Origin of the sequence: Escherichia sp. WS568, from assembly GCF_046486085.1 — a bacterium.
GTDB lineage: Bacteria > Pseudomonadota > Gammaproteobacteria > Enterobacterales > Enterobacteriaceae > Escherichia > Escherichia coli.
Map to the genome: position 1 here is coordinate 1 of NZ_JBJQMC010000010.1, position 23,663 is coordinate 23,663.

The window sequence follows — 23,663 nt, forward strand, 5'->3', positions numbered from 1 at the left end:
CATTGCATTCCGGGAGCGTCCATATATGTTACCTCGCGCCCGACCCGGTAGCCGCAAGGGATAAGCCGAGGGTACCGCGCAGCGGCGATTTTGTTCGCCAGAGCCCGGGGGTGCAGGGGGCGGCGGCGATTGGCCGCCCCCTGCGCGCTCCTTGCGCCAGTGATGATATGAAGCAATGCACATGACAGGAGCGCAACAGGATGAGAGACTGAAATATTCTCGTTATTTTCGGATCTGATGACGTTAATTAATTTTAAAATATCATCTTAAATACGCCAGTCACCACCAGTAGCCCAATCAGGAAAATAATCAATACAGCCCAGAGTATAATTTTCATTGGCGTTCCTTTATTTGTGAGTGCTGAATAAGTATAGGAAAAAACGAAGCCCTTTGCCGTTATCCATAAACGATTAAGATAAATCGGAAGATATCATTCACTTAGTGTATATTTTTCTGGATATGTCGTTTTATTGCTACTGATGTATTGCCACGCGAAACTAAAAAATATATCGCAACACACGGTAATCTCCGCGCACCTTTTCTTACCTGATTATTCCCCCATGAATCGTGATTCTTTTTATCCAGCCATCGCCTGTTTTCCGCTGTTACTGATGCTGGCCGGGTGTGCGCCTATGCATGAAACCCGCCAGGAGTTAAGCCAGCAAACACCCGCGGCACAAGTTGACACCGCATTACCCACGGCGCTGAAAAATGGTTGGCCAGACAGCCAATGGTGGCTGGAGTATCACGATAATCAACTCACTTCATTAATTAACAATGCACTACAGAACGCACCGGATATGCAGGTGGCTGAACAGCGCATTCAGCTGGCTGAAGCCCAGGCGAAGGCAGTTGCCACTCAGGATGGTCCGCAGCTCGACTTTTCTGCGGATATGGAGCGGCAAAAAATGTCGGCAGAAGGGTTAATGGGGCCGTTTGCTTTGAACGATCCGGCCGCAGGTACGACCGGTCCGTGGTACACCAACGGTACTTTTGGCTTAACGGCGGGCTGGCATCTCGATATCTGGGGAAAGAATCGGGCGGAGGTAACTGCTCGCCTGGGTACGGTTAAAGCACGGGTGGCGGAACGCGAGCAAACCCGCCAATTGCTGGCTGGCAGCGTAGCCCGCCTGTACTGGGAGTGGCAAACCCAGGCGGCGTTAAACACGGTCTTGCAGCAAATCGAAAAAGAGCAGAACACCCTTATCGTGACCGATCGCCAGCTATATCAGAACGGGATTACTTCTTCAGTTGAAGGTGTGGAAACCGATATTAATGCCAGCAAAACCCGGCAGCAGCTCAACGATGTCGCGGGGAAAATGAAAATTATTGAGGCACGGTTAAGTGCGCTCACCAACCACCAGACAAAGTCATTGAAGCTTAAACCGGTCGCGTTGCCGAAAGTGGCAAGTCAGCTTCCTGATGAACTCGGGTACTCCTTACTGGCCCGGCGGGCAGATTTGCAGGCGGCGCACTGGTACGTTGAGTCATCGTTAAGCACTATTGATGCGGCAAAAGCGGCATTTTATCCTGACATCAACCTGATGGCCTTTCTGCAACAGGATGCGTTGCACTTAAGCGATCTGTTCCGTCATTCCGCGCAGCAAATGGGCGTTACGGCAGGCCTGACGCTACCCATTTTCGATAGTGGTCGTCTTAACGCCAATCTCGATATCGCAAAAGCCGAAAGCAACTTGTCTATCGCCAGCTACAACAAAGCGGTGGTTGAAGCGGTGAATGACGTGGCGCGGGCAGCCAGTCAGGTTCAGACACTGGCGGAGAAAAACCAGCATCAGGCGCAAATTGAGCGCGATGCCTTACGTGTGGTAGGTCTTGCGCAGGCCCGCTTTAACGCGGGTATCATTGCCGGTTCCCGCGTCAGCGAAGCCAGGATCCCGGCGCTGCGTGAGCGGGCCAATGGCCTGTTATTGCAAGGGCAGTGGCTGGATGCCTCCATTCAACTCACTGGTGCGTTGGGCGGGGGTTACAAACGCTGATGATATGCGCCTTCTATACTTAACATTTATTCAGCGTTAAGTGGAGAACTCGATGGCACAGGTCGCGATAATTACCGCCTCCGATTCGGGGATCGGCAAAGAGTGCGCGTTATTACTGGCGCAGCAGGGGTTTGATATTGGTATTACCTGGCACTCAGATGAAGAAGGGGCAAAAGATACTGCGCGTGAGGTGGTTAGCCACGGCGTACGTGCGGAGATCGTGCAGCTGGATCTCGGTAAACTGCCAGAAGGAGCACTGGCGCTGGCGAAACTCATTCAACGGCTGGGGCGTATTGATGTGCTGGTGAATAATGCGGGCGCAATGACCAAAGCGCCGTTTCTTGATATGGCTTTCGATGAGTGGCGCAAGATTTTTACCGTTGATGTCGATGGTGCATTTTTATGCTCGCAAATTGCGGCTCGTCAGATGGTGAAACAAGGGCAGGGCGGTCGCATCATCAACATTACGTCGGTGCATGAACATACGCCGTTGCCGGATGCCAGCGCCTACACAGCCGCTAAACATGCGCTCGGTGGGTTAACCAAAACGATGGCGCTGGAGCTGGTCAGGCATAAGATTTTGGTGAACGCAGTCGCACCTGGGGCGATCGCCACGCCAATGAACGGCATGGATGGCGGCGACGTGAAGCCTGACGCGGAGCCTTCGATTCCCTTGCGACGTTTTGGCACAACGCATGAGATTGCCAGCCTGGTGGTATGGCTTTGTTCGGAGGGCGCAAATTACACCACCGGGCAGTCGTTGATAGTGGATGGCGGCTTTATGTTGGCGAATCCGCAGTTCAACCCAGAATAGCGCAGTGAGGTGCGTGGTTATTTCATTGGGTTAGGCCAGATAAGACACGCCAGCGTCGCATCAGGCATGGTGCACCGGATGTCGGATGCGGCGCGAACACCTTATCCAGGGCAATGGTTTTACGCCTGATGATCCGGCTTTTTCTTCCCGCGCCGTTTCAGCCACCAGCGCACGCCTACCACCAGAACCACGACCAGAATCAACCAGACCCAGTGCTTCAAATGCTGGTCGAGATTGTGCAACCACGGCGCAATCACCTGCCCACCAGCGTAACCGATAGTGGTAAAAATCAGCGCCCAGGCAAATGCGCCGAGAATATTCAGCGGCAGAAAGATTTTCGGCGGCAGCTGGCTGGCACCAATCAGCGTCGGGCCAATCACCCGAAAGTCATACATAAAACGCGTACCAATGACAAACAGATACGGATGGCGTTGGATAAGTTTCTGCGCCCGCTCAATTTTATCCTGATGTTTCGAGAAACGGCGTAACAGCTTGCCGCCAAAGCGCCGCCCGCACAGATAAAGCACCTGGTCGCCAATCATGCCGCCAAGCGCCACAGAAAGTACCACCAGCGGGAACTTTAATAGCCCCTGATGTGCCGCAACGCCTCCCAGCAAAGTCACGGTTTCACCTTCCGCCAGGCTACCGATCACCAGCGCGGCATAACCATATTGTGAGATGAGTGTATTGAGATCCATAGGACAGTCTGTCTCCCTTTGCTTGCCTGTAAGCATACACCCTGTGAATCATTCACGCTGAAAAAGGACATACATCAGACGGTGCAAATTACATGAGCGAACAAAAAATAATCACAAGCTGACTTATACTTGAACTGTCAGGTTCATGAACTCACAACAAGGGGGCGGTATGAGCCATGTCTGGGGACTGTTTTCCCATCCCGATCGTGAAATGCAGGTGATTAATCGCGAAAACGAAACGATTTCTCACCATTACACCCACCACGTTTTGCTGATGGCGGCGATTCCGGTGATTTGCGCCTTCATTGGCACTACACAGATTGGCTGGAATTTTGGCGATGGCACTATCCTGAAGTTATCCTGGTTTACCGGACTGGCGCTGGCTGTCTTGTTTTACGGCGTTATGCTGGCTGGGGTTGCGGTGATGGGGCGGGTCATCTGGTGGATGGCGCGTAATTATCCGCAGCGTCCGTCACTTGCGCACTGCATGGTCTTCGCGGGCTACGTTGCAACTCCGCTGTTTTTAAGCGGTCTGGTGGCGCTTTACCCGCTGGTCTGGTTGTGTGCGCTGGTCGGCACGGTGGCGCTGTTTTACACCGGCTACCTGCTGTATCTCGGTATTCCGAGCTTCCTGAATATCAACAAAGAGGAAGGACTTAGCTTCTCCAGTTCGACACTGGCGATAGGCGTGCTGGTGCTGGAAGTGCTGCTCGCCCTTACCGTTATACTATGGGGCTACGGTTATCGTTTGTTCTAGAAAGTTCTTTTGCGCTGCATTGCTGGCGTAAATGTCAGCAATGCAGCATTTCCTCACGATTCTTCTTTGACGATCGCACTTTTTGCTCGTTATGATGGCGTCGCTAGCCTCAGTAAATCCTTACTCCGGCGGTGCGCAACCCGTGCGCGTGAACCACTATCTGAATGCTCATCATGCCGAAATTTCGAGTTTCTTTATTTAGCCTGGCCCTGATGCTGGCTGTGCCTTTTGCACCGCAGGCCGTTGCGAAAACGGCAGCCGCTACCACCGCGTCACAACCGGAAATTGCCTCCGGTAGCGCGATGATTGTTGATCTGAATACCAACAAAGTGATCTATTCGAACCACCCGGATCTGGTGCGTCCGATTGCGTCTATCAGCAAATTAATGACCGCGATGGTTGTGCTGGATGCACGACTGCCGCTGGATGAAAAACTAAAAGTGGATATCAGCCAGACGCCGGAGATGAAAGGGGTCTATTCGCGCGTACGACTGAACAGCGAAATCAGCCGTAAAGATATGCTGTTGCTGGCGCTGATGTCTTCAGAAAACCGCGCGGCGGCAAGCCTTGCGCACCATTATCCCGGTGGTTACAAAGCCTTTATTAAGGCAATGAATGCGAAAGCGAAATCGCTCGGAATGAACAACACGCGCTTTGTTGAACCTACCGGATTGTCGGTGCATAACGTTTCAACTGCCCGTGACTTAACCAAACTGCTCATTGCCAGCAAACAATATCCGTTGATCGGGCAGTTAAGTACCACCCGGGAAGATATGGCAACCTTCTCTAACCCGACGTATACGCTGCCGTTCCGCAATACTAACCATCTGGTGTATCGCGATAACTGGAATATTCAGTTAACCAAAACCGGCTTTACCAATGCGGCGGGCCATTGTCTGGTGATGCGTACGGTTATCAATAATAAACCGGTGGCGCTGGTAGTAATGGACGCGTTTGGCAAATATACCCATTTTGCCGATGCCAGCCGCCTGCGTACCTGGATTGAGACCGGTAAAGTGATGCCTGTTCCGGCAGCAGCGTTGAGCTATAAAAAACAAAAAGCCGCCCAGATGGCGGCGGCGGGGCAGACGGCGCAGAACGATTAAGTGAAGTACGGATGGCGATACTCTGCCATCCGTAATTTTTACTCCACTTCCTGCCAGTTTTTCCGCTTACTGGTTTTACCGATCCCCGGATTCATACTGTTGGTCGGATCGTTCTCGCGATAGAACTTCTGCAACGTCTCCGGTGCTTTATACAAATGACCGACGTTATGCTCGGCAGGGTATTGCGCGCCACGCTGCTGCAGCAGTTCCAGCATCTGTTCTTTCAACGCATGCACATCCACGCCTTTTTTAACGATGTAATCCTGATGGAAGACATAGCACATAAAATGGCCGTAATAGAGCTTGTGCACCAGTTGGTTGTCGATCTCCGGCGGTAAATGCTCATACCACTCGGTGTCGTTACGCCGCAGAGCGATATCCAGTGCCAGAATGTCTTCGACTTCATCGGAATGCACCGCCTGATAACGAATTGCTGCGCCCGCAGCGGCGAAACGGTGTAAAAACGCTTTGCTACCTTCCTCCGGCGTACAGACAAAGAAATCGCCTTCGGCCTGTTTGAAATAATCCACCAGCCACGATTTGGCTTCACCGACGCCATCGCCCGCCATTTTTAACAGCAGATGATGTTCGTATTTATCGCGCCAGTTTTTCATGCGCGGCGGTAAATGGCTGGGGAACAGGTGACCGAATTTTTGCATCGCACGGTCGGTAAAATGGGGACGGAAGAATTTCACTTTCTCCAGCATCGCATCGGTGCGCCCCTTGAGATTAAAGAAGAATGGCATCTTGTCGGTGCCTAACTTATCAATCATCAGGAAGGTGTCTTTGCCGTATTTTTCCGCAATATCGTAGATATCCCGGTGCATATATTCCCCGGCAACCGGCAGATTTTCGAAATTAGCCAGAATATGACGGCGGATTTCGGTCAGCACTTCCGGCTGGTTGGTGCCGATATAAAACACCTGCTGATTTTTTTCCGCTTCGAAGGTATCAAGACGTACCGCAAAGACGGCCAGCTTACCTGCGCAACCAGAAGATTCAAATAACCGATCCGGATCGGCGTTATAACGTGCGGGCGTGTTGGCTTCAATATCACGAACGCGGTGGACATAGTCATAATCGTGGGCGTGACGACCATCGTGACGCACATCGTCATCTTTGATGCGATCGTCATCCAGCTTGCTAAGGATCTGCTCCGGCGTTTCGCCCAGATCAATCCCGAGATGGTTCACCAGCGTCAGTTTGCCGTCTTCATTTATACGCGCGAATAACGACATTTCGGTATACGCCGGGCCACGCTGCACCAGCGAGCCGCCGGAGTTGTTACAAATACCGCCGATGACCGATGCGCCTATACACGATGATCCAATCACCGAGTGCGGTTCGCGTCCCAGCGGTTTGAGTGCTTTTTCCAGCGAATAAAGCGTGGTGCCCGGATAGGCCAGCACTTGTTCGCCCTTGCCGAGAACGTGCAACTTATCGAGACGCAGGGTGCTGATGATCACGATATCGCGATCATAGTCGTTACCGTTTGGCGTCGAGCCTTCGGTCAGACCTGTATTGGCGGCCTGCATCAGAATAATTTTGTCGGCGGTGACGCAGGCTTTCAGCACCCGCCACAATTCCAGTAGTGAGCCAGGGAAAACGACAGCCAGCGCGTCGCCCTGACCAGAACGGAAGCCCTTGCGATAGCGGGCCGTTTTTGCGGGATCGGTGAGCAGGTGTGAATGACCGACCAGACGGGCAAGTTCATTCAAAAAGGCTTTATTATCAGTTGTTGTCATGGAAGACATTTTCCACTCCTTGTGGTGGCGAAAAAATATCACAAACTAGAATAGCGCCTTGTATGACAATTCAGCGAGTGAATATTTTGAAAATTCAGACAATAAACTGAGCATTCTTTTTCTCTCTCCATCATGCTTATGGCAAACTACGGTTTTTGCACCATTTTCGCTGCCTCGTCGGGCAACAGAGGAAGAAAAATCCATATGAAATGGCTATGTTCAGTAGGAATCGCGGTGAGTCTGGCCCTGCAGCCAGCACTGGCGGATGATTTATTCGGCAACCATCCATTAACGCCCGAAGCGCGGGATGCGTTCGTCACCGAACTGCTTAAGAAAATGACAGTTGATGAGAAAATTGGTCAGCTGCGTTTAATCAGCGTCGGCCCGGATAATCCGAAAGAGGCGATCCGCGAGATGATCAAAGACGGGCAGGTTGGGGCGATTTTCAACACCGTAACCCGTCAGGATATCCGCGCCATGCAGGATCAGGTGATGGAATTAAGCCGCCTGAAAATTCCTCTTTTCTTTGCTTACGACGTGCTGCACGGTCAGCGCACGGTGTTCCCGATTAGCCTCGGTCTGGCCTCGTCTTTTAACCTCGATGCGGTGAAAACAGTCGGGCGTGTCTCTGCTTATGAAGCGGCAGATGATGGCCTGAATATGACCTGGGCACCGATGGTCGATGTCTCGCGCGATCCGCGCTGGGGACGTGCTTCCGAAGGTTTTGGCGAAGATACGTATCTCACCTCAATAATGGGCAAAACCATGGTGGAAGCGATGCAGGGTAAAAGCCCGGCAGATCGCTACTCGGTGATGACCAGCGTCAAACACTTTGCCGCATACGGCGCGGTAGAAGGCGGTAAAGAGTACAACACCGTCGATATGAGTCCGCAGCGCCTGTTTAATGATTATATGCCGCCGTACAAAGCGGGGCTGGACGCAGGCAGCGGCGCGGTGATGGTGGCGCTGAACTCGCTGAACGGTACGCCAGCCACCTCCGACTCCTGGCTGCTGAAAGATGTTCTGCGCGACCAGTGGGGCTTTAAAGGCATCACCGTTTCCGATCACGGCGCAATCAAAGAGCTGATTAAACATGGCACGGCGGCAGACCCGGAAGATGCGGTGCGCGTGGCGCTGAAATCCGGCATCAACATGAGTATGAGCGACGAGTATTACTCGAAGTATCTGCCTGGGTTGATCAAATCCGGCAAAGTGACGATGGAAGAGCTGGATGACGCTGCCCGTCATGTACTGAACGTTAAATATGATATGGGGTTGTTTAACGACCCGTACAGCCATCTCGGTCCGAAAGAGTCTGACCCGGTGGATACCAATGCCGAAAACCGCCTGCACCGCAAAGAAGCGCGTGAAGTGGCACGCGAAAGCCTGGTGTTGCTGAAAAACCGTCTCGAAACGTTACCGCTGAAAAAATCAGCCACCATTGCGGTGGTTGGCCCGCTGGCAGACAGCAAGCGTGACGTGATGGGAAGCTGGTCGGCAGCAGGTGTCGCCGATCAATCTGTTACTGTGCTAACAGGGATTAAAAACGCCGTCGGTGAAAACGGTAAAGTGCTGTACGCCAAAGGGGCGAACGTCACCAGTGACAAAGGCATTATCGATTTCCTGAATCAGTATGAAGAGGCGGTCAAAGTCGACCCGCGCTCGCCGCAAGAGATGATTGATGAAGCGGTGCAAACCGCGAAGCAATCTGATGTGGTGGTGGCTGTGGTCGGTGAAGCTCAGGGGATGGCGCACGAGGCCTCCAGCCGTACCGATATCACTATTCCGCAAAGCCAACGTGACTTGATTGCGGCGCTGAAAGCCACCGGTAAACCGCTGGTGCTGGTGCTGATGAACGGGCGTCCGCTGGCGCTGGTGAAAGAAGATCAGCAGGCGGATGCGATTCTGGAAACCTGGTTTGCGGGGACTGAAGGCGGTAATGCAATTGCCGATGTATTGTTTGGCGATTACAACCCGTCCGGCAAGCTGCCGATGTCCTTCCCGCGTTCTGTCGGGCAGATCCCGGTGTACTACAGTCATCTGAATACCGGTCGCCCGTATAATGCCGACAAGCCGAACAAATACACTTCGCGTTATTTTGATGAAGCTAACGGGGCGCTTTATCCGTTCGGCTATGGTCTGAGCTATACCACTTTCACCGTCTCTGATGTGAAACTTTCTGCGCCGACCATGAAGCGTGACGGCAAAGTGACCGCCAGCGTGCAGGTGACGAACACCGGTAAGCGCGAAGGGGCGACGGTAGTTCAGATGTACCTGCAGGATGTGACGGCTTCCATGAGTCGCCCGGTAAAACAGCTGAAAGGCTTTGAGAAAATCACCCTGAAACCGGGCGAAACCCAGACCGTCAGCTTCCCGATTGATATCGAGGCGCTGAAGTTCTGGAATCAACAGATGAAATATGACGCCGAGCCTGGCAAGTTCAATGTCTTTATCGGCACTGATTCCGCACGCGTTAAGAAAGGCGAGTTTGAGTTGCTGTAATGCTTTAGCAAGGGCGCGACGTTTGCGCCCTTTGCCTGATGTTCATATCTTAACTTGCTGAATTTTCGCCCTTTGTAGGCCGGATAAGGCGCTCGCGCCGCATCCGGCAGGAAACGCCGGACCGAATATGCCTCTTAAGTATTTATCTGATTCTGCAACTGAATCCGTCCGCTCAGGCTAACCCTGTCATTATCAACTATGCTTTTCTCTTAATTCGCTGAAAACAACAGTAAAAGAATGAGGAAAGCATCATGCCACTCTCAAAGGTCTGGGCAGGTTCACTGGTTTTGTTGGCAGCCGTGAGCCTGCCGCTGCACGCGGCTTCCCCCGTTAAAGTCGGTTCAAAAATCGATACCGAAGGCGCGCTGCTCGGCAATATCATTTTGCAGGTGCTGGAAAGTCACGGCGTTCCTACGGTAAATAAAGTGCAATTGGGAACGACTCCCGTAGTGCGCGGGGCGATCACTTCTGGTGAGCTGGATATCTATCCGGAATATACTGGCAATGGCGCGTTTTTCTTTAAAGATGAAAACGATACGGCGTGGAAAAATGCCGGGCAAGGCTACGAGAAAGTCAAAAAGCTCGATGCAGAGCAAAACAAGTTAATCTGGCTGACGCCTGCGCCTGCAAATAACACCTGGACCATCGCCGTGCGTCAGGATGTGGCAGAGAAAAACAAACTCACTTCGCTTGCTGACCTGAGTCGTTATCTGCAAGAGGGCGGCACCTTCAAACTGGCTGCCTCAGCAGAGTTTATCGAACGCGCCGATGCGTTACCCGCCTTTGAAAAAGCCTATGGCTTTAAGCTCGGTCAGGATCAGTTGCTGTCACTGGCTGGTGGCGACACGGCGGTGACGATCAAGGCCGCTGCCCAGCAAACATCCGGCGTTAATGCCGCAATGGCTTACGGCACTGACGGTCCGGTCGCGGCGCTGGGGCTGCAAACCTTAAGCGATCCGCAAGGCGTTCAGCCTATCTACGCGCCTGCACCAGTGGTGCGAGAGTCGGTGTTGAAAGAGTATCCGCAAATGGCACAGTGGCTACAGCCAGTCTTCGCCAGCCTCGATGAAAAAACATTACAGCAACTGAATGCCAGCATTGCCGTTGAAGGACTGGATGCCAAAAAAGTGGCTGCCGACTACCTGAAACAAAAAGGGTGGACGAAGTAATTTCCCGTGACTTATTTACGTATTAATCCTGTTCTGGCGCTGCTGCTGTTGCTGACGGCAATCGCAGCGGCGCTGCCGTTTATCAGTTACGCGCCTAATCGTTTAGTCTCTGGTGAGGGGCGTCATCTCTGGCAGTTGTGGCCGCAAACGATCTGGATGCTGGTGGGCGTATGTTGCGCCTGGCTGACAGCCTGTTTTATTCCCGGTAGAAAAGGCAGCATTTTTGCACTCATTCTGGCGCAATTCGTCTTCGTATTGCTGGTGTGGGGAGCTGGAAAGGCGGCGACACAACTGGCGCAAAATGGCAGTGCGCTGGCGCGTACCAGCCTCGGCAGTGGTTTCTGGCTGGCTGCGGCGCTGGCATTGCTTGCCTGTAGCGATGCCATCCGACGAATCTCCACGCATCCGCTGTGGCGCTGGTTGTTGCATATGCAGATTGCCATCATTCCGCTGTGGTTGCTGTATTCCGGCGCGCTTAACGATCTCTCGCTAATGAAAGAATACGCCAACCGTCAGGATGTGTTTGATGACGCGCTGGCGCAACATCTGACGTTGCTGTTTGGTGCGGTGCTGCCTGCGTTAGTGATTGGTGTGCCGTTGGGCATCTGGTGCTACTTTTCCACCGCGCGGCAGGGGGCGATTTTTTCGCTACTCAATGTCATTCAGACCGTGCCTTCGGTGGCGCTCTTTGGCCTGTTGATTGCGCCGCTTGCCGCGCTGGTTACGGCCTTTCCGTGGCTGGGTAAGCTGGGCATAGCAGGAACCGGAATGACACCCGCACTGATTGCGCTGGTGCTCTATGCCTTGCTGCCGCTGGTGCGCGGCGTGGTAGTCGGCTTGAACCAGATCCCGCGCGATGTGCTGGAGAGCGCCAGAGCGATGGGGATGAGCGGGGCGCAGCGATTCCTGCATGTTCAGTTACCGCTGGCGTTACCGGTATTTTTGCGCAGCCTGCGGGTGGTGATGGTGCAAACTGTAGGCATGGCGGTGATTGCGGCGTTAATCGGCGCAGGCGGTTTTGGTGCGCTGGTTTTCCAGGGGCTGCTAAGCAGCGCCATTGATTTAGTGTTGCTGGGGGTGATCCCGGTAATTGTTCTGGCGGTGCTTACCGACGCGCTGTTCGATTTGCTTATCGCACTGCTGAAGGTGAAACGTAATGATTGAATTTAGCCATGTCAGCAAACTGTTCGGCGCACAAAAAGCCGTTAACGATCTCAATCTCAATTTTCAGGAAGGGAGTTTTTCGGTGCTGATTGGCACATCTGGCTCCGGCAAATCCACCACCCTGAAAATGATTAACCGCCTGGTGGAGCATGACAGCGGCGTGATCCGCTTTGCCGGAGAAGAAATTCGCTCGCTGCCAGTACTGGAGTTGCGCCGCCGGATGGGCTATGCCATTCAATCTATTGGCCTGTTCCCCCACTGGAGCGTGGCGCAAAACATCGCTACCGTGCCGCAATTACAAAAATGGTCGCGGGCGCGGATTGACGATCGTATCGACGAATTAATGGCGCTACTGGGGCTGGAGTCAAATTTACGTGAGCGTTATCCGCATCAGCTTTCCGGTGGTCAGCAGCAACGTGTGGGAGTGGCGCGCGCACTGGCTGCCGATCCGCAAGTCTTACTGATGGATGAACCTTTTGGCGCACTGGACCCGGTAACGCGCGGCGCGTTGCAACAAGAGATGACGCGCATTCACCGTTTGCTGGGGCGCACTATTGTGCTGGTCACTCATGATATTGATGAGGCGCTACGGCTGGCAGAACATCTGGTATTGATGGATCACGGTGAAGTGGTGCAGCAGGGCAATCCGCTGACGATGCTGACTCGTCCGGCGAATGATTTTGTTCGCCAGTTTTTTGGACGTAGTGAACTGGGTGTGCGCCTGCTTTCGTTACGTAGTGTGGCGGATTACGTGCGTCGCGAAGAACGGGCAGAAGGTGAGGCGCTGGCAGAAGAGATGACGCTACGCGATGCGCTCTCCCTGTTTGTCGCGCGGGGATGTGAAGTGCTGCCGGTGGTGAACACACAGGGCGAGCCTTGCGGCACGCTGCATTTTCAGGATCTGCTGGTGGAGGCGTAAGCGTATGAAGATGTTGCGCGATCCGCTGTTCTGGCTCATTGCTTTGTTTGTGGCACTGATTTTCTGGCTGCCTTACAGCCAGCCGCTGTTTGCTGCCTTGTTCCCACAACTGCCACGCCCCGTTTATCAGCAAGAAAGTTTTGCAGCTCTGGCACTGGCTCATTTCTGGCTGGTGGGAATTTCGAGTTTGTTTGCGGTGATCATTGGCACTGGTGCAGGAATTATTGTTACTCGCCCGTGGGGCGCGGAATTTCGCCCACTGGTGGAAACTATTGCCGCCGTTGGGCAGACTTTTCCGCCCGTCGCGGTGCTGGCGATTGCCGTTCCGGTGATCGGCTTTGGTCTGCAACCCGCGATTATCGCCTTGATCCTTTACGGCGTGCTGCCCGTCCTGCAGGCGACACTTGCCGGGCTGGGAGCGATTGATGCCAGCGTGACAGAAGTTGCGAAAGGTATGGGAATGAGTCGTGGTCAGCGACTGCGTAAGGTCGAGCTACCGCTGGCGGCTCCGGTGATTCTGGCGGGCGTGCGAACTTCGGTGATTATCAACATTGGTACGGCGACGATCGCCTCAACGGTAGGGGCCAGCACGCTGGGTATGCCGATCATCATCGGGCTTAGCGGATTTAATACCGCGTATGTGATCCAGGGGGCGTTACTGGTGGCACTGGCGGCGATCATCGCAGACCGCCTGTTTGAAAGGCTGGTGCAGGCGTTCAGCCAGCACGCAAAATAAAGGTATAACCTGCGAGCATGACGCCACCAATTCCGCCTAACGCCATAAACAGGAACAGGGCGATGACCCCAATTTTAGCTATGCGCATAATGCACTCCTTATGTTAACGAAAGGATTGTACAGTAAAGCGCATTTGTTAACGAATCATTAAATGCCGAGTGGGAAAATATCATGGCCTTGTTCCTGCCAACTGGTGAGTTGCTGCTGTTGGGCGGAGGTTCGATTTTCACCGCACCACACCAGCAATGTACGGCCTTCGAACAGTTCAGGGCGTAGTTGATTGAGCGAGTGGGCGAGGACATCAATGCGCCATCCTTGTTGACTGGCAATCCAGCCCTCCAGCCACAGACGGGTGGTATCGTGAATATTCCAGCCAACCACCAGCGCATCTTTACCCTGTTTTTTACGTGCCGAAGCCAGACAGATGGCGATGTAGTTGATCAGTACGCCGTCGAGGATCGCTAGCAGCGCCTGGAGAGTCGGTTGTTGACACTGAAGTCGTCGGCGCAGAGGAATAAACAGATGTGTGGTGAGTGTCTGGGCGGGGTAATCCTGACCGCGCTCTTTGATCCACGTTCGCAGGCTATGCAGATTGCCGCTTTGCAGGTAAGTCAGTAATGTTTCTTGCTGATCGCGCCAGCCGTTCTGCACATCAACATTTTCATTACTGAGCAGCATTTTTACTTTGCTGACCTGCACGCCGTTGTCGATCCAGCGTTTGATCTCGCGGATCCGGTCAATATCGGCATCGTTGAACAGCCGATGACCGCCGTCTGTCCGTTGCGGTTTCAGCAATCCGTAACGCCTCTGCCACGCGCGTAACGTGACAGGGTTAATATCACAAAGCAACGCCACTTCACCAATTGTGTAAAGCGCCATCGTCTCACCCTTGCTCGCGAGGTCCCGGTTTAACTTTAGACGCAGTTTTGCGAACCAGGTAGTTTTGCCCGTTTTTTGTGCATCTATAGGGTGATTTTATTTTTGCCAGGCGATTTTGAGTGATCGTACTCACGAATTCTCATTTTTCTGCAAGAGTTCAAAGAAAGTTAAACGCAAGCAATGTATGTTACGCGTTTTAAAGGGAAGTGTGGTTTGCGGGTATGTACGATTTTAATCTGGTGTTGCTGCTGCTTCAGCAGATGTGCGTTTTTTTAGTCATTGCGTGGTTAATGAGTAAAACGCCATTATTCATACCGCTAATGCAGGTCACGGTTCGTCTGCCGCATAAATTTCTCTGCTACATCGTCTTTTCCATCTTCTGCATCATGGGCACCTGGTTTGGGTTGCACATTGACGATTCTATTGCCAATACCCGTGCGATAGGCGCGGTAATGGGCGGCTTACTCGGCGGTCCGGTCGTCGGTGGGCTGGTTGGTCTGACCGGCGGGTTACATCGATATTCGATGGGGGGCATGACCGCGCTAAGTTGCATGATCTCGACCATCGTTGAAGGATTGCTCGGCGGCCTGGTACACAGCATCCTGATCCGTCGCGGGCGCACTGATAAAGTCTTTAACCCCATTACCGCCGGTGCCGTCACGTTCGTCGCTGAAATGGTGCAAATGTTGATCATCCTGGCGATCGCCCGACCTTATGAAGATGCGGTGCGTCTGGTGAGTAATATTGCTGCGCCAATGATGGTCACCAATACCGTCGGCGCGGCACTGTTTATGCGTATATTGCTCGATAAACGCGCGATGTTTGAAAAATACACTTCGGCTTTTTCTGCCACTGCGCTGAAAGTGGCGGCCTCGACGGAAGGCATTTTGCGCCAGGGGTTTAACGAAGAGAACAGCATGAAAGTGGCACAGGTGCTGTATCAGGAGCTGGATATTGGTGCAGTCGCGATTACCGATCGAGAGAAATTGCTGGCCTTTACCGGAATTGGTGACGACCACCATTTACCCGGCAAACCGATTTCTTCAACTTATACCTTAAAAGCGATTGAAACCGGTGAAGTGGTCTACGCTGATGGCAACGAAGTGCCTTACCGTTGCTCTTTGCATCCGCAATGCAAACTGGGGTCGACGCTGGTCATTCCGTTGCGTGGTGAAAATCAGCGAGTGATGGGTACCATCAAATTGTATGAAGCCAAAAACCGTTTATTCAGTTCAATCAACCGCACGCTGGGCGAGGGGATTGCGCAACTGCTTTCGGCGCAGATCCTCGCCGGGCAATATGAGCGGCAAAAAGCGATGCTCACCCAGTCAGAGATCAAACTGCTTCACGCCCAGGTGAATCCCCATTTTTTGTTTAATGCGCTTAACACCATTAAAGCGGTGATCCGCCGCGACAGCGAACAGGCCAGCCAGCTGGTGCAGTATCTTTCCACTTTTTTCCGCAAAAACTTAAAGCGGCCTTCGGAGTTTGTTACTCTCGCCGACGAAATTGAACATGTGAACGCTTATCTGCAAATTGAAAAGGCGCGCTTCCAGTCGCGGTTGCAGGTCAACATTGCTATTCCGCAAGAATTATCCCAGCAGCAATTGCCCGCGTTTACCCTGCAACCGATAGTGGAAAACGCCATTAAACATGGGACATCACAACTGCTGGATACAGGGCGAGTGGCAATCAGCGCCCGACGTGAGGGGCAACATTTGATGCTGGAGATCGAAGACAATGCAGGTTTGTATCAACCGGTAACCAATGCCAGTGGGCTGGGGATGAATCTGGTGGATAAGCGTTTACGTGAACGGTTTGGCGATGACTATGGGATAAGCGTCGCCTGTGAGCCTGATAGTTACACCCGAATAACGTTACGACTACCATGGAGGGACGAGGCATGATTAAAGTCTTAATTGTCGATGATGAACCGTTAGCACGGGAGAACCTGCGCGTATTTTTGCAGGAGCAGAGCGATATTGAAATCGTTGGAGAGTGTTCAAACGCCGTAGAAGGGATCGGCGCGGTGCATAAACTGCGCCCGGATGTGCTGTTTCTCGATATCCAGATGCCGCGCATCAGTGGTCTGGAAATGGTGGGGATGCTCGACCCGGAACATCGCCCGTATATTGTTTTTCTCACCGCGTTTGACGAATACGCCATTAAAGCCTTTGAAGAACATGCCTTTGATTATCTGCTGAAGCCAATTGATGAAGTGCGACTGGAGAAAACGCTGGCGCGATTGCGTCAGGAGCGCAGCAAGCAGGATGTTTCGCTGTTACCGGAAAATCAACAGGCGCTGAAATTTATCCCTTGTACGGGGCATAGTCGGATTTATTTGCTGCAAATGAAAGATGTGGCATTTGTCAGCAGTCGGATGAGCGGTGTCTACGTTACCAGTCACGAAGGGAAAGAGGGCTTTACCGAACTGACATTACGTACCCTGGAAAGTCGTACACCATTACTGCGCTGCCATCGTCAGTATCTGGTTAACCTCGCGCATTTACAGGAGATTCGTCTGGAAGATAACGGCCAGGCCGAGTTGATTTTGCGTAATGGCTTAACCGTGCCGGTCAGCCGCCGTTATCTGAAAAGCTTAAAAGAGGCGATTGGCCTGTAAAAGACTGCTAAAATGGCTTTTTGCCTCATCAACACCTGAAGGCCTCATGCTAAGTAACGATATTCTGCGCAGCGTGCGCTACATTTTGAAAGCCAATAATAATGACCTGGTGCGTATTCTGGCGCTGGGTAATGTCGAAGCCACCGCGGAACAGATCGCCGTCTGGCTACGTAAAGAAGACGAAGAGGGTTTTCAGAGTTGTCCGGACATTGTTTTGTCGTCATTCCTCAATGGCCTGATTTATGAAAAACGCGGCAAGGATGAGTCTGCTCCGGCACTGGAGCCGGAACGTCGCATTAATAACAACATCGTGCTGAAAAAATTACGCATCGCGTTTTCGCTTAAAACCGATGACATTCTGGCAATCCTCACCGAACAGCAGTTCCGCGTTTCGATGCCGGAAATTACGGCGATGATGCGTGCACCGGATCATAAAAACTTCCGCGAATGCGGCGATCAATTTTTACGTTATTTTCTGCGTGGACTGGCAGCGCGCCAGCATGTGAAGAAAAGCTAAGACGGGTATGGCGGCCATGCGAAACATGGCCGCCGACAGATTATTTCACTTCTTTAAAACCAGCGGCTTTCATCACCAGTTCCATTTGCGCCATAGTGATACCTTTTTTGGCATCTTCAGCAGAAACGTTGATTCCTGAAATACCCTGCAGGGCTTTAAAATCCACTTTTTCCATATCAATAGTCACGTTTTCCTGCGCGTAGGTATCGGTATAGGTTAATTTTTCTTCAACACCCGCGATGTTTTTGTATTTGGCGCTTAACGGCTCAAGTGTCCTGGCGGCATCTTCTTTGGTGGTTGCACCAATGGAGGCAAATTGAATTTTGGTTTCAGAAGATTGCTTAAGCACCTTGTCACCTTTGTAGACATAGGTAATGGCAATTTCAGTGCCGTTCAGATTGGCGCTGAATTTCTTTGATTCTTCTTTGTCACCGCAGCCAGCAAGAGAGAAAACCAGAACAGATGCAACAACAAGGGAAAACAGCTTATTGAAAGCCTTCATGTAAAACTCCATTTTATTTAATCAAGGAACTGGTGACTCTCACCAGGGGCTATATAGGATATGCCTAATACTGTGGCGTGAGCAGTCCGGAACAGGAGTAGAACTCTTAATAAAAAGCACTATTTCATCCTTGTTGCTGAAGCATGGGGAATAATTGTTCGCAAAGCAAAACACCGTTATTCATTGCTTCTACCCGTGCCTCGCTTTCTGTATTACGAAATTGTCCCAACACATGTGCCAGCCGATAAAAACCCACCGCGGTGAGGTCATTCGCCAGCAACTCTGCCTGACCAATAGCACTCTGTTCCTGATAGCGCCAGCCGTTATGGAGCAGTTGAATAAGTAACGCCTGGCAGCGCATCAGCAACTGATGAGCGGTAGACGGCACAGGCAAAACGCTGGCAGAAGGTAGCGGTGCTACAGGCGCAGTTTCTGCGTCCAGCGCCCAGGCGCGGGTTTTTGTCATCATCACCCGTGGTTCCAGTGTCAATTGCCCCTCTACAAAGCTGACAAAGCCAGAAACCAGACTCACGGGGTCGTCTGTTTGTTGCAAAAGCGCCGCCATGCGTTCAACAGCAAAGGGCGAACAGGCAGAGGCTGGTAGGGATAATGTCAGCACGTTATCTTCACCTTCGCCGCTGATTACCTGCGCATCCAGTGTCTGGCGGCTGCTATCCCAACTGAGTGAAATACACTCAGCGACTGGCAGAATAAATAAGTTATCGACCTGGTTGAGTGGTCGTATGCAGGCGGGGGGACGCTGGCGTAAATATTCACGCAAAGCCACAATGCCCGGCTGGCGCAATGGCGCGCTCAACATTTGCCAGGCGTCTGGCGACAGCGGCACAACACTACTCAAGCGGTTGCGGGTAGCTAATAGCAGTTCGCCATCGGCACTGCGTTTTGCTGCTTGTGAAACAATTTGCCCACCTGCCAGTGCGCCAGCCAGAAAACTAAACAGCCGACGCGTCGCTGCCGGTGAATTTTCCTGTTCGCTTCTCGGCCAACTACGCGAAAGATGCAAAATACTGCCGGTGTCGGGATCGGTGAACCAGATGCGTAAACCATACTGCTCAATATCCTGCCAGCAACGCATACCTAAAGACACCAGCCGCAGATGATCAAGCTTTGCTTCTCCGGCAATGCCAGCGCCAACGACCGTGCGCCACGGCACAGGAGGAACTTCACCAACACTGTCGCGCCGCGCCATCTCTTGTGCGCAATTTAATCGACTGTTTAATGCCGCAAGCTGACGTAAGCATTCTCCGGCATGGTAGTGGCTGGCGCGGGCGTGGAAGGCATCAACGCTGGCGCGCAATTGCCGTAGCGATTCACTCACCCATCGCCAGTTGCAGCGTTCCGCCGCTTGCTGCGCGCGGCTGAAAGCGGCCTCGTAATGAATAAGCGGCTGGCTGATGCCGCTCAGCCATAATGCCTGGCTTAGTTGCTGAACATATTGACGACACGCGTTGCCCTCTTCGCTGGCAAACGGATCGTCAGATGATGTGACGTGTTCGCTGCGCATCTGCCAGATTAAATGGTTAAATTCTGCTTGCTGCGCTTTGGCCTGGACAAAGGCCTGTACTGCCAGCACAACATGTTCGCAAAGTGTTCCTTCAATACAATCACAGCGTGCGAAACGAATGCTGCTGCGGGAATAAAAACGTACATCGCTCATCGGTAAGCGGGCAGAGGGAATTTCGCCCGGCGTACAGAACAACTCAATGGTGATGCCTTTAGCGACCAGCGCCTGCGCGCGTTTGCGGGTGGCATCGGGAAGGGTAGCCAGTTCTTCTAGCCAGATTGCCGGATCCCACTCTTCTTCTTTTTCCGTAGGCTGGGTGGTGGCGCAAAGTCGCTGATAACTTAAAACCAGCATCACGCGATGGCGGCACATGCCGCTGGCCCCGCAGCTGCATTGAGCCTCTTTCAGTGCCTGACCGTTCGCCAGCTGGGTACGGACACCGTCACTGAAGGTGGCGATTAAAGCGCCGTTCTTATGGCTGATTTCCGGGACGTTGCCATTTTCCAGTTCCTTAAGACTGCGTTTAACAAAACCGGCATTGCTTAACGCCGTCAGGGCCTGCGGCGTCAGTTCTAATAATTCCGGACGTAGTGAATTCATGACTGAAGATTCTCCGCAAGCCAGGCCGCCAGTTCGCCCGGTGTCATGGCAGCTATTTGTGCGCCGACATTAACCAGCGCCTGGGCCATATCGCGGTCATAGCAAGGTGTTGCGGTGCTATCGAGCGCCGCCAGTCCCAGCACTTTGACGCCGCTCTGGACACACTTTTTCACCTGATGCGTCAGCAATGATGATGAACCCCCTTCATAGAAATCGCTCACGAGGATAATGACGCTTTTTGCTGGTTGTTCAATAAGTTGCCGACCATACTCCACGGCACTGGCGATATTGGTCCCGCCGCCCAGTTGTACTTTCATTAATAACTCTACCGGATCAGCAACGTCTGCCGTGAGATCAACGACGCTGGTGTCAAACGCCACCAGATGGGTACGAATGCCGGGTAACTGCCATAAACAGGCCGCCATCACCGCAGAGTGGATCACCGAGTCAACCATCGATCCGCTTTGATCAACCAGTAAGACCAGTTGCCATTGTTCGCTTTGGCGTTTAATGCGGCTGTTAAAGCGGGGGGATTCGATATACAACTTGCCGTGTTGCGGGTGCCAGTGTTGCAGGTTGGCGCGCAGAGTACTTTTGAAATCAAAGTTTCGCACCAGTGAAATAAATGAGCGGCGACGGCGATCGCGTACTCCAGAAAAAGCCTGACGAACTTCCTTTGCCAGTCGAGCCATAATTTCTTCAACAACCTGGTGCACTATCCGGCGGGCGGCAGCCAGCACTTCGGGATTCATCAGATGTTTGGTGTGCAAAACGGCGCGTAGCAGGCTTTCCGAAGGCTGCATACGTTCCAGCACGTCGAGATTCGTCACCACATCTTCAATGCCGTAGCGCAGTACGGCATCGCTTTCCAGTCGCTCAATCACCTGTTGCGGAAACAGCGTGTGAATACTGTTGATCCACTCAGGGGGGGTGAGATTTGAGCCACCTAATCCACCAGAGCGTTCACCACGCTGGAGCCGTTCAGGATCGCGCCCGTACAGCCACTCCAGCGCGTGGTCTATCTGCCGGGCATTGTCATCCAGCCCACAAAGGGTCGTTTCTGCCGCTTCGCCAAGAATTAATCGCCAGCGTTGTAGCTCACGGGTGGTCAGAAGATCGTTCAGTTCAGACATGGAAAACTCCCCAGTGTTGCAGCGATGCCAGTGCCTGCTGTTCGAGTTGTTGATGATGTGCAATGGCTTGCGGTGGACAATGCAACGGCATTTGCAGCGCTGAAATGGGAAGCTGTGCGAGCTGGTAATGCTCAAGCACCTGATGCGCCAGTGTCCCGCGTTCTCGTGGTGGTAGCCAGGCCATCGCCGCGCGTAAATCGGGCAGGGCATTGATAAAATCGGCATCACTCAGTTGATTTAAATGACTGCTGAAACCGGCGATAAATGCCGGCTGACAGGCCAGTTGATGGCGGGCCAGCGCCAGCAAACCGTGCAGCGCCTCGCCGGATTGTGCCGGGGATAACTGCGCCAGCATCGTCAGCGCCGCTTCGGCACTGGCGTTGGGATGTTCCAGACGCATTAGTGCGCCAAGAGCCGCGCCGCGATCCAGCGCCGGGGCATGAATCGCCTGACTGCGTCGCTCCAGTAAGGCTACCGCCGCAGAAAGAGAAACGCCGGGTAAATTAACGCCGCTATGTAGATCGCGCAGGATATGGCAAAGCGCTTGCCAGCTATGCAGGTGAGCGTGAAACTCCTTTTCATCCGGTCTGCCGTTAGATTCACACAGCCACAGCGTGCGATCGATAGCCGCGCATAACGTCGTTTGTAATATCTGCGCGCCTTGCATACCGCTAATTTCATCCAGCCGCCATAAGGCATATAGCACTTCCAGCGCCTGGCCCATTTCGGCAAACTGATTTTCCTGGGCGATTAATAATGTAAGTTGCTCCAGTAATTGTTGACTGAAGGACGCCAGACCCGCTAACGCCGCCTGGCTAAGACATGTGGTGATACTGCCGATTCCACCCGCGTCCAGCATATCGGCTTCTAATTTATGGCGTGCGGCTTCCTGGAGTGTGGCACCAAAGCAGGCGGCCTCAATTAATGCCGCATGTTGGCTAAGCGGGCGGGTTAATTTCCAGCGTTCTTCACCGTTACCTGCAAGTGTCAGTGTGCTTCCCTGCTGGCGTACAATCCCTGGGATCTCCAGTATTGCCAGCCGATGTAACACCTGACTTTGCGCTAGTCCATTGGGGTTAAAGCGATTTAAGGTAAGCTCCGCCGGAAGAGAGATTGCGGTACGTTCCAGTTCGCAGGTGACATCTTTTGGCAGAGGCGGTTGTGGCGTAGAAGGGGCAAGTTTACCGAATCCGTCACCCGCTAATGTGTCTATCAACGTTAGCAGAATCGGATCGGTATCGGGATGAATAACGCCGCGATAGCTCCACGGCAACGGCGCATTCAGGGCTTCTTTAATCAGCGAGCCTGCTATGGCATCCAGCCAGTCAGTGCGTAACGGTAGTGTATGACCGCGCAACTGTGCCAGTGCCATCGCATGCAGATGAGCGGCAGCCATATCCGCTGTTGAAGCAGGCAAGTGGTGCTGGCGCAAACGGGTAAGAACCGTTTTCAGCAGTTGTTCACCTGCCTGCTGCAAGCCCCACCGCCAGCACCAGTTTTGCCAGACCGGGGCAGGCATTCCTGAAAGGTATCCTGCCAGCACATCAAGGCGCTTTTCACTGTAGGGCGTGAGATAGCAACCTGTAACGGCATCATCCAGTAAGAGCAATTCTGGCGTGTTAATTTCTTGCGGGCATTCGCGCCACATTTTTGCCAGTGCCGGAGCGTGCCAGCCTCCGCAGACGACTAATACGTCGCCATTATTTTGCTGCATCGCCCATGCAATCCAGCGGGCCATAAAGGCTTCGCGCTGACGATTGAGTGCATCGCCGGAGGCGTCGCCCCGCAGTTGTGCAAAATAGTGCGCCAGTGCAGAGGGTAATATAGTTTGCTGGCTTTCATCTTCGAACAAGTGATCCCACAGGGTGTCGCTGTTATCCATGCGGGTGGCACGCAGCAGCAAGGCCTGGCTTTCCTCTTGCATATCAGGCGAATCGTCCTCTTCTTCACTTTGTGCCCAGCAAGGCAAATCGATGAAGTAAGTTTGTGCCTGAATACGACGTGCGGCTTGTAGCGCCTGCCACTCCGGCGAAAATTCAGCAAATGGCGTCCAGGCACCACGCCCGGGGGCTGCACCGTCCTGATACTGGCAATAACTGTAAATAGCTACCGGAAGCTGGTGGGCTAACAACAGTTCGTCTACCCGGTCATTAAAATCAGCCGGGCCTTCAATCAACACGTATCGTGGCCGCTGGCTTTCGATTAACGATTTCACCAGCCGGGCGCAGGCCGGACTATGATGCCGGATGCCGACAATTAACGGCTCGCTCATGCATC

The 23,663-nt window shown here is 53.0% G+C and carries 21 protein-coding genes; 12 read left to right on the top strand and 9 right to left on the bottom strand.

Annotated features, from left to right (window positions below; genetic code table 11):
• Positions 1–253 precede the first annotated feature (253 nt).
• Positions 254–337, bottom strand: coding sequence for a small membrane protein YohP (yohP, locus tag ACJHWR_RS12770; RefSeq protein WP_000691708.1), 84 nt, complete (start codon positions 335–337; stop codon positions 254–256).
• Between the two features lie 223 nt (positions 338–560).
• On the opposite strand from yohP, the gene mdtQ reads away from it, so the two are divergent.
• Entirely contained in the window at positions 561–1,997 is a 1,437-nt protein-coding gene (mdtQ, locus tag ACJHWR_RS12775; RefSeq protein ID WP_001078163.1) for a multidrug resistance outer membrane protein MdtQ, read from the top strand.
• 52 nt (positions 1,998–2,049) lie between these two features.
• Complete coding sequence (locus tag ACJHWR_RS12780) at positions 2,050–2,811, top strand: SDR family oxidoreductase (protein WP_000079513.1); 762 nt, start codon at positions 2,050–2,052, stop codon at positions 2,809–2,811.
• Between the two features lie 119 nt (positions 2,812–2,930).
• Here ACJHWR_RS12780 and ACJHWR_RS12785 read toward each other — a convergent pair whose 3' ends face one another.
• The gene (locus tag ACJHWR_RS12785; RefSeq protein WP_410226700.1) at positions 2,931–3,509 is read right to left on the bottom strand and encodes a DedA family protein; all 579 of its coding nucleotides are present in this window, start codon (positions 3,507–3,509) and stop codon (positions 2,931–2,933) included.
• Between the two features lie 169 nt (positions 3,510–3,678).
• Between ACJHWR_RS12785 and ACJHWR_RS12790 the strand changes: the two genes are divergently transcribed.
• Together ACJHWR_RS12790 and pbpG are read left to right on the top strand one after the other, a co-directional pair.
• Positions 3,679–4,266: a Yip1 family protein gene (locus ACJHWR_RS12790; RefSeq protein ID WP_001295454.1), complete on the top strand. Its 588-nt coding sequence runs from the start codon at positions 3,679–3,681 to the stop codon at positions 4,264–4,266.
• A gap of 173 nt (positions 4,267–4,439) precedes the next feature.
• Positions 4,440–5,372 (top strand): D-alanyl-D-alanine endopeptidase, encoded by a 933-nt coding sequence (pbpG, locus tag ACJHWR_RS12795; RefSeq protein WP_001319943.1) that lies wholly within the window; start codon positions 4,440–4,442, stop codon positions 5,370–5,372.
• A 38-nt stretch (positions 5,373–5,410) separates the two neighbouring features.
• Here pbpG and dld read toward each other — a convergent pair whose 3' ends face one another.
• Positions 5,411–7,126, bottom strand: coding sequence for a D-lactate dehydrogenase (gene dld, locus ACJHWR_RS12800; protein WP_000097379.1), 1,716 nt, complete (start codon positions 7,124–7,126; stop codon positions 5,411–5,413).
• A gap of 195 nt (positions 7,127–7,321) precedes the next feature.
• Between dld and bglX the strand changes: the two genes are divergently transcribed.
• The 5 genes from bglX (at position 7,322) to yehW (ending at position 13,607) form a co-directional block, all read left to right on the top strand.
• Complete coding sequence (gene bglX / locus ACJHWR_RS12805) at positions 7,322–9,619, top strand: beta-glucosidase BglX (protein ID WP_000871485.1); 2,298 nt, start codon at positions 7,322–7,324, stop codon at positions 9,617–9,619.
• Between the two features lie 251 nt (positions 9,620–9,870).
• Positions 9,871–10,788: a glycine betaine ABC transporter substrate-binding protein OsmF gene (gene osmF / locus ACJHWR_RS12810; RefSeq protein WP_001131262.1), complete on the top strand. Its 918-nt coding sequence runs from the start codon at positions 9,871–9,873 to the stop codon at positions 10,786–10,788.
• 6 nt (positions 10,789–10,794) lie between these two features.
• Complete coding sequence (gene yehY / locus ACJHWR_RS12815) at positions 10,795–11,952, top strand: glycine betaine ABC transporter permease YehY (RefSeq protein ID WP_000221775.1); 1,158 nt, start codon at positions 10,795–10,797, stop codon at positions 11,950–11,952.
• Positions 11,945–12,871 carry a glycine betaine ABC transporter ATP binding protein YehX gene (gene yehX, locus ACJHWR_RS12820; protein WP_000569360.1) on the top strand — a complete coding sequence of 309 codons (927 nt, stop codon included), beginning with the start codon at positions 11,945–11,947 and terminating at the stop codon, positions 12,869–12,871. Before yehY ends, yehX begins: the two co-directional genes overlap by 8 nt.
• 4 nt (positions 12,872–12,875) lie before the next feature.
• A complete protein-coding gene (yehW, locus tag ACJHWR_RS12825) occupies positions 12,876–13,607 on the top strand; it encodes a glycine betaine ABC transporter permease YehW (protein ID WP_000783133.1) in 732 nt (243 codons plus the stop codon).
• Here the strand turns inward: yehW and ACJHWR_RS12830 are convergent.
• On the bottom strand, positions 13,588–13,695 hold the full coding sequence (locus tag ACJHWR_RS12830) for a protein YohO (RefSeq protein ID WP_001216963.1): 108 nt from the start codon (positions 13,693–13,695) through the stop codon (positions 13,588–13,590). The two genes, yehW and ACJHWR_RS12830, sit on opposite strands and share 20 nt — an antisense overlap.
• 59 nt (positions 13,696–13,754) lie before the next feature.
• A complete protein-coding gene (gene mlrA / locus ACJHWR_RS12835) occupies positions 13,755–14,486 on the bottom strand; it encodes an HTH-type transcriptional regulator MlrA (RefSeq protein ID WP_001240398.1) in 732 nt (243 codons plus the stop codon).
• Between the two features lie 221 nt (positions 14,487–14,707).
• On the opposite strand from mlrA, the gene btsS reads away from it, so the two are divergent.
• From btsS to ACJHWR_RS12850, 3 genes are read left to right on the top strand one after another with little or no spacing between them, the layout of a single operon-like run.
• Positions 14,708–16,393 carry a two-component regulatory system sensor histidine kinase BtsS gene (btsS, locus tag ACJHWR_RS12840; protein WP_001334139.1) on the top strand — a complete coding sequence of 562 codons (1,686 nt, stop codon included), beginning with the start codon at positions 14,708–14,710 and terminating at the stop codon, positions 16,391–16,393.
• Positions 16,390–17,109, top strand: coding sequence for a two-component system response regulator BtsR (gene btsR / locus ACJHWR_RS12845; protein ID WP_012311742.1), 720 nt, complete (start codon positions 16,390–16,392; stop codon positions 17,107–17,109). Before btsS ends, btsR begins: the two co-directional genes overlap by 4 nt.
• A gap of 46 nt (positions 17,110–17,155) precedes the next feature.
• Complete coding sequence (locus tag ACJHWR_RS12850; RefSeq protein ID WP_012311821.1) at positions 17,156–17,626, top strand: DUF1456 family protein; 471 nt, start codon at positions 17,156–17,158, stop codon at positions 17,624–17,626.
• A 40-nt stretch (positions 17,627–17,666) separates the two neighbouring features.
• Here ACJHWR_RS12850 and ACJHWR_RS12855 read toward each other — a convergent pair whose 3' ends face one another.
• The 4 genes from ACJHWR_RS12855 to ACJHWR_RS12870 all read right to left on the bottom strand — a co-directional run bounded on the left by ACJHWR_RS12855 (position 17,667) and on the right by ACJHWR_RS12870 (position 23,658).
• Positions 17,667–18,128: a YehR family lipoprotein gene (locus tag ACJHWR_RS12855; protein ID WP_001296231.1), complete on the bottom strand. Its 462-nt coding sequence runs from the start codon at positions 18,126–18,128 to the stop codon at positions 17,667–17,669.
• 124 nt (positions 18,129–18,252) lie between these two features.
• Entirely contained in the window at positions 18,253–20,253 is a 2,001-nt protein-coding gene (locus tag ACJHWR_RS12860; protein ID WP_233336627.1) for an SWIM zinc finger family protein, read from the bottom strand.
• A complete protein-coding gene (locus ACJHWR_RS12865; protein ID WP_012311939.1) occupies positions 20,250–21,386 on the bottom strand; it encodes a VWA domain-containing protein in 1,137 nt (378 codons plus the stop codon). The genes ACJHWR_RS12860 and ACJHWR_RS12865 overlap by 4 nt, the downstream gene beginning before the upstream one ends.
• Positions 21,379–23,658 carry a DUF5682 family protein gene (locus ACJHWR_RS12870; RefSeq protein ID WP_001294440.1) on the bottom strand — a complete coding sequence of 760 codons (2,280 nt, stop codon included), beginning with the start codon at positions 23,656–23,658 and terminating at the stop codon, positions 21,379–21,381. The genes ACJHWR_RS12865 and ACJHWR_RS12870 overlap by 8 nt, the downstream gene beginning before the upstream one ends.
• Positions 23,659–23,663 lie beyond the last annotated feature (5 nt).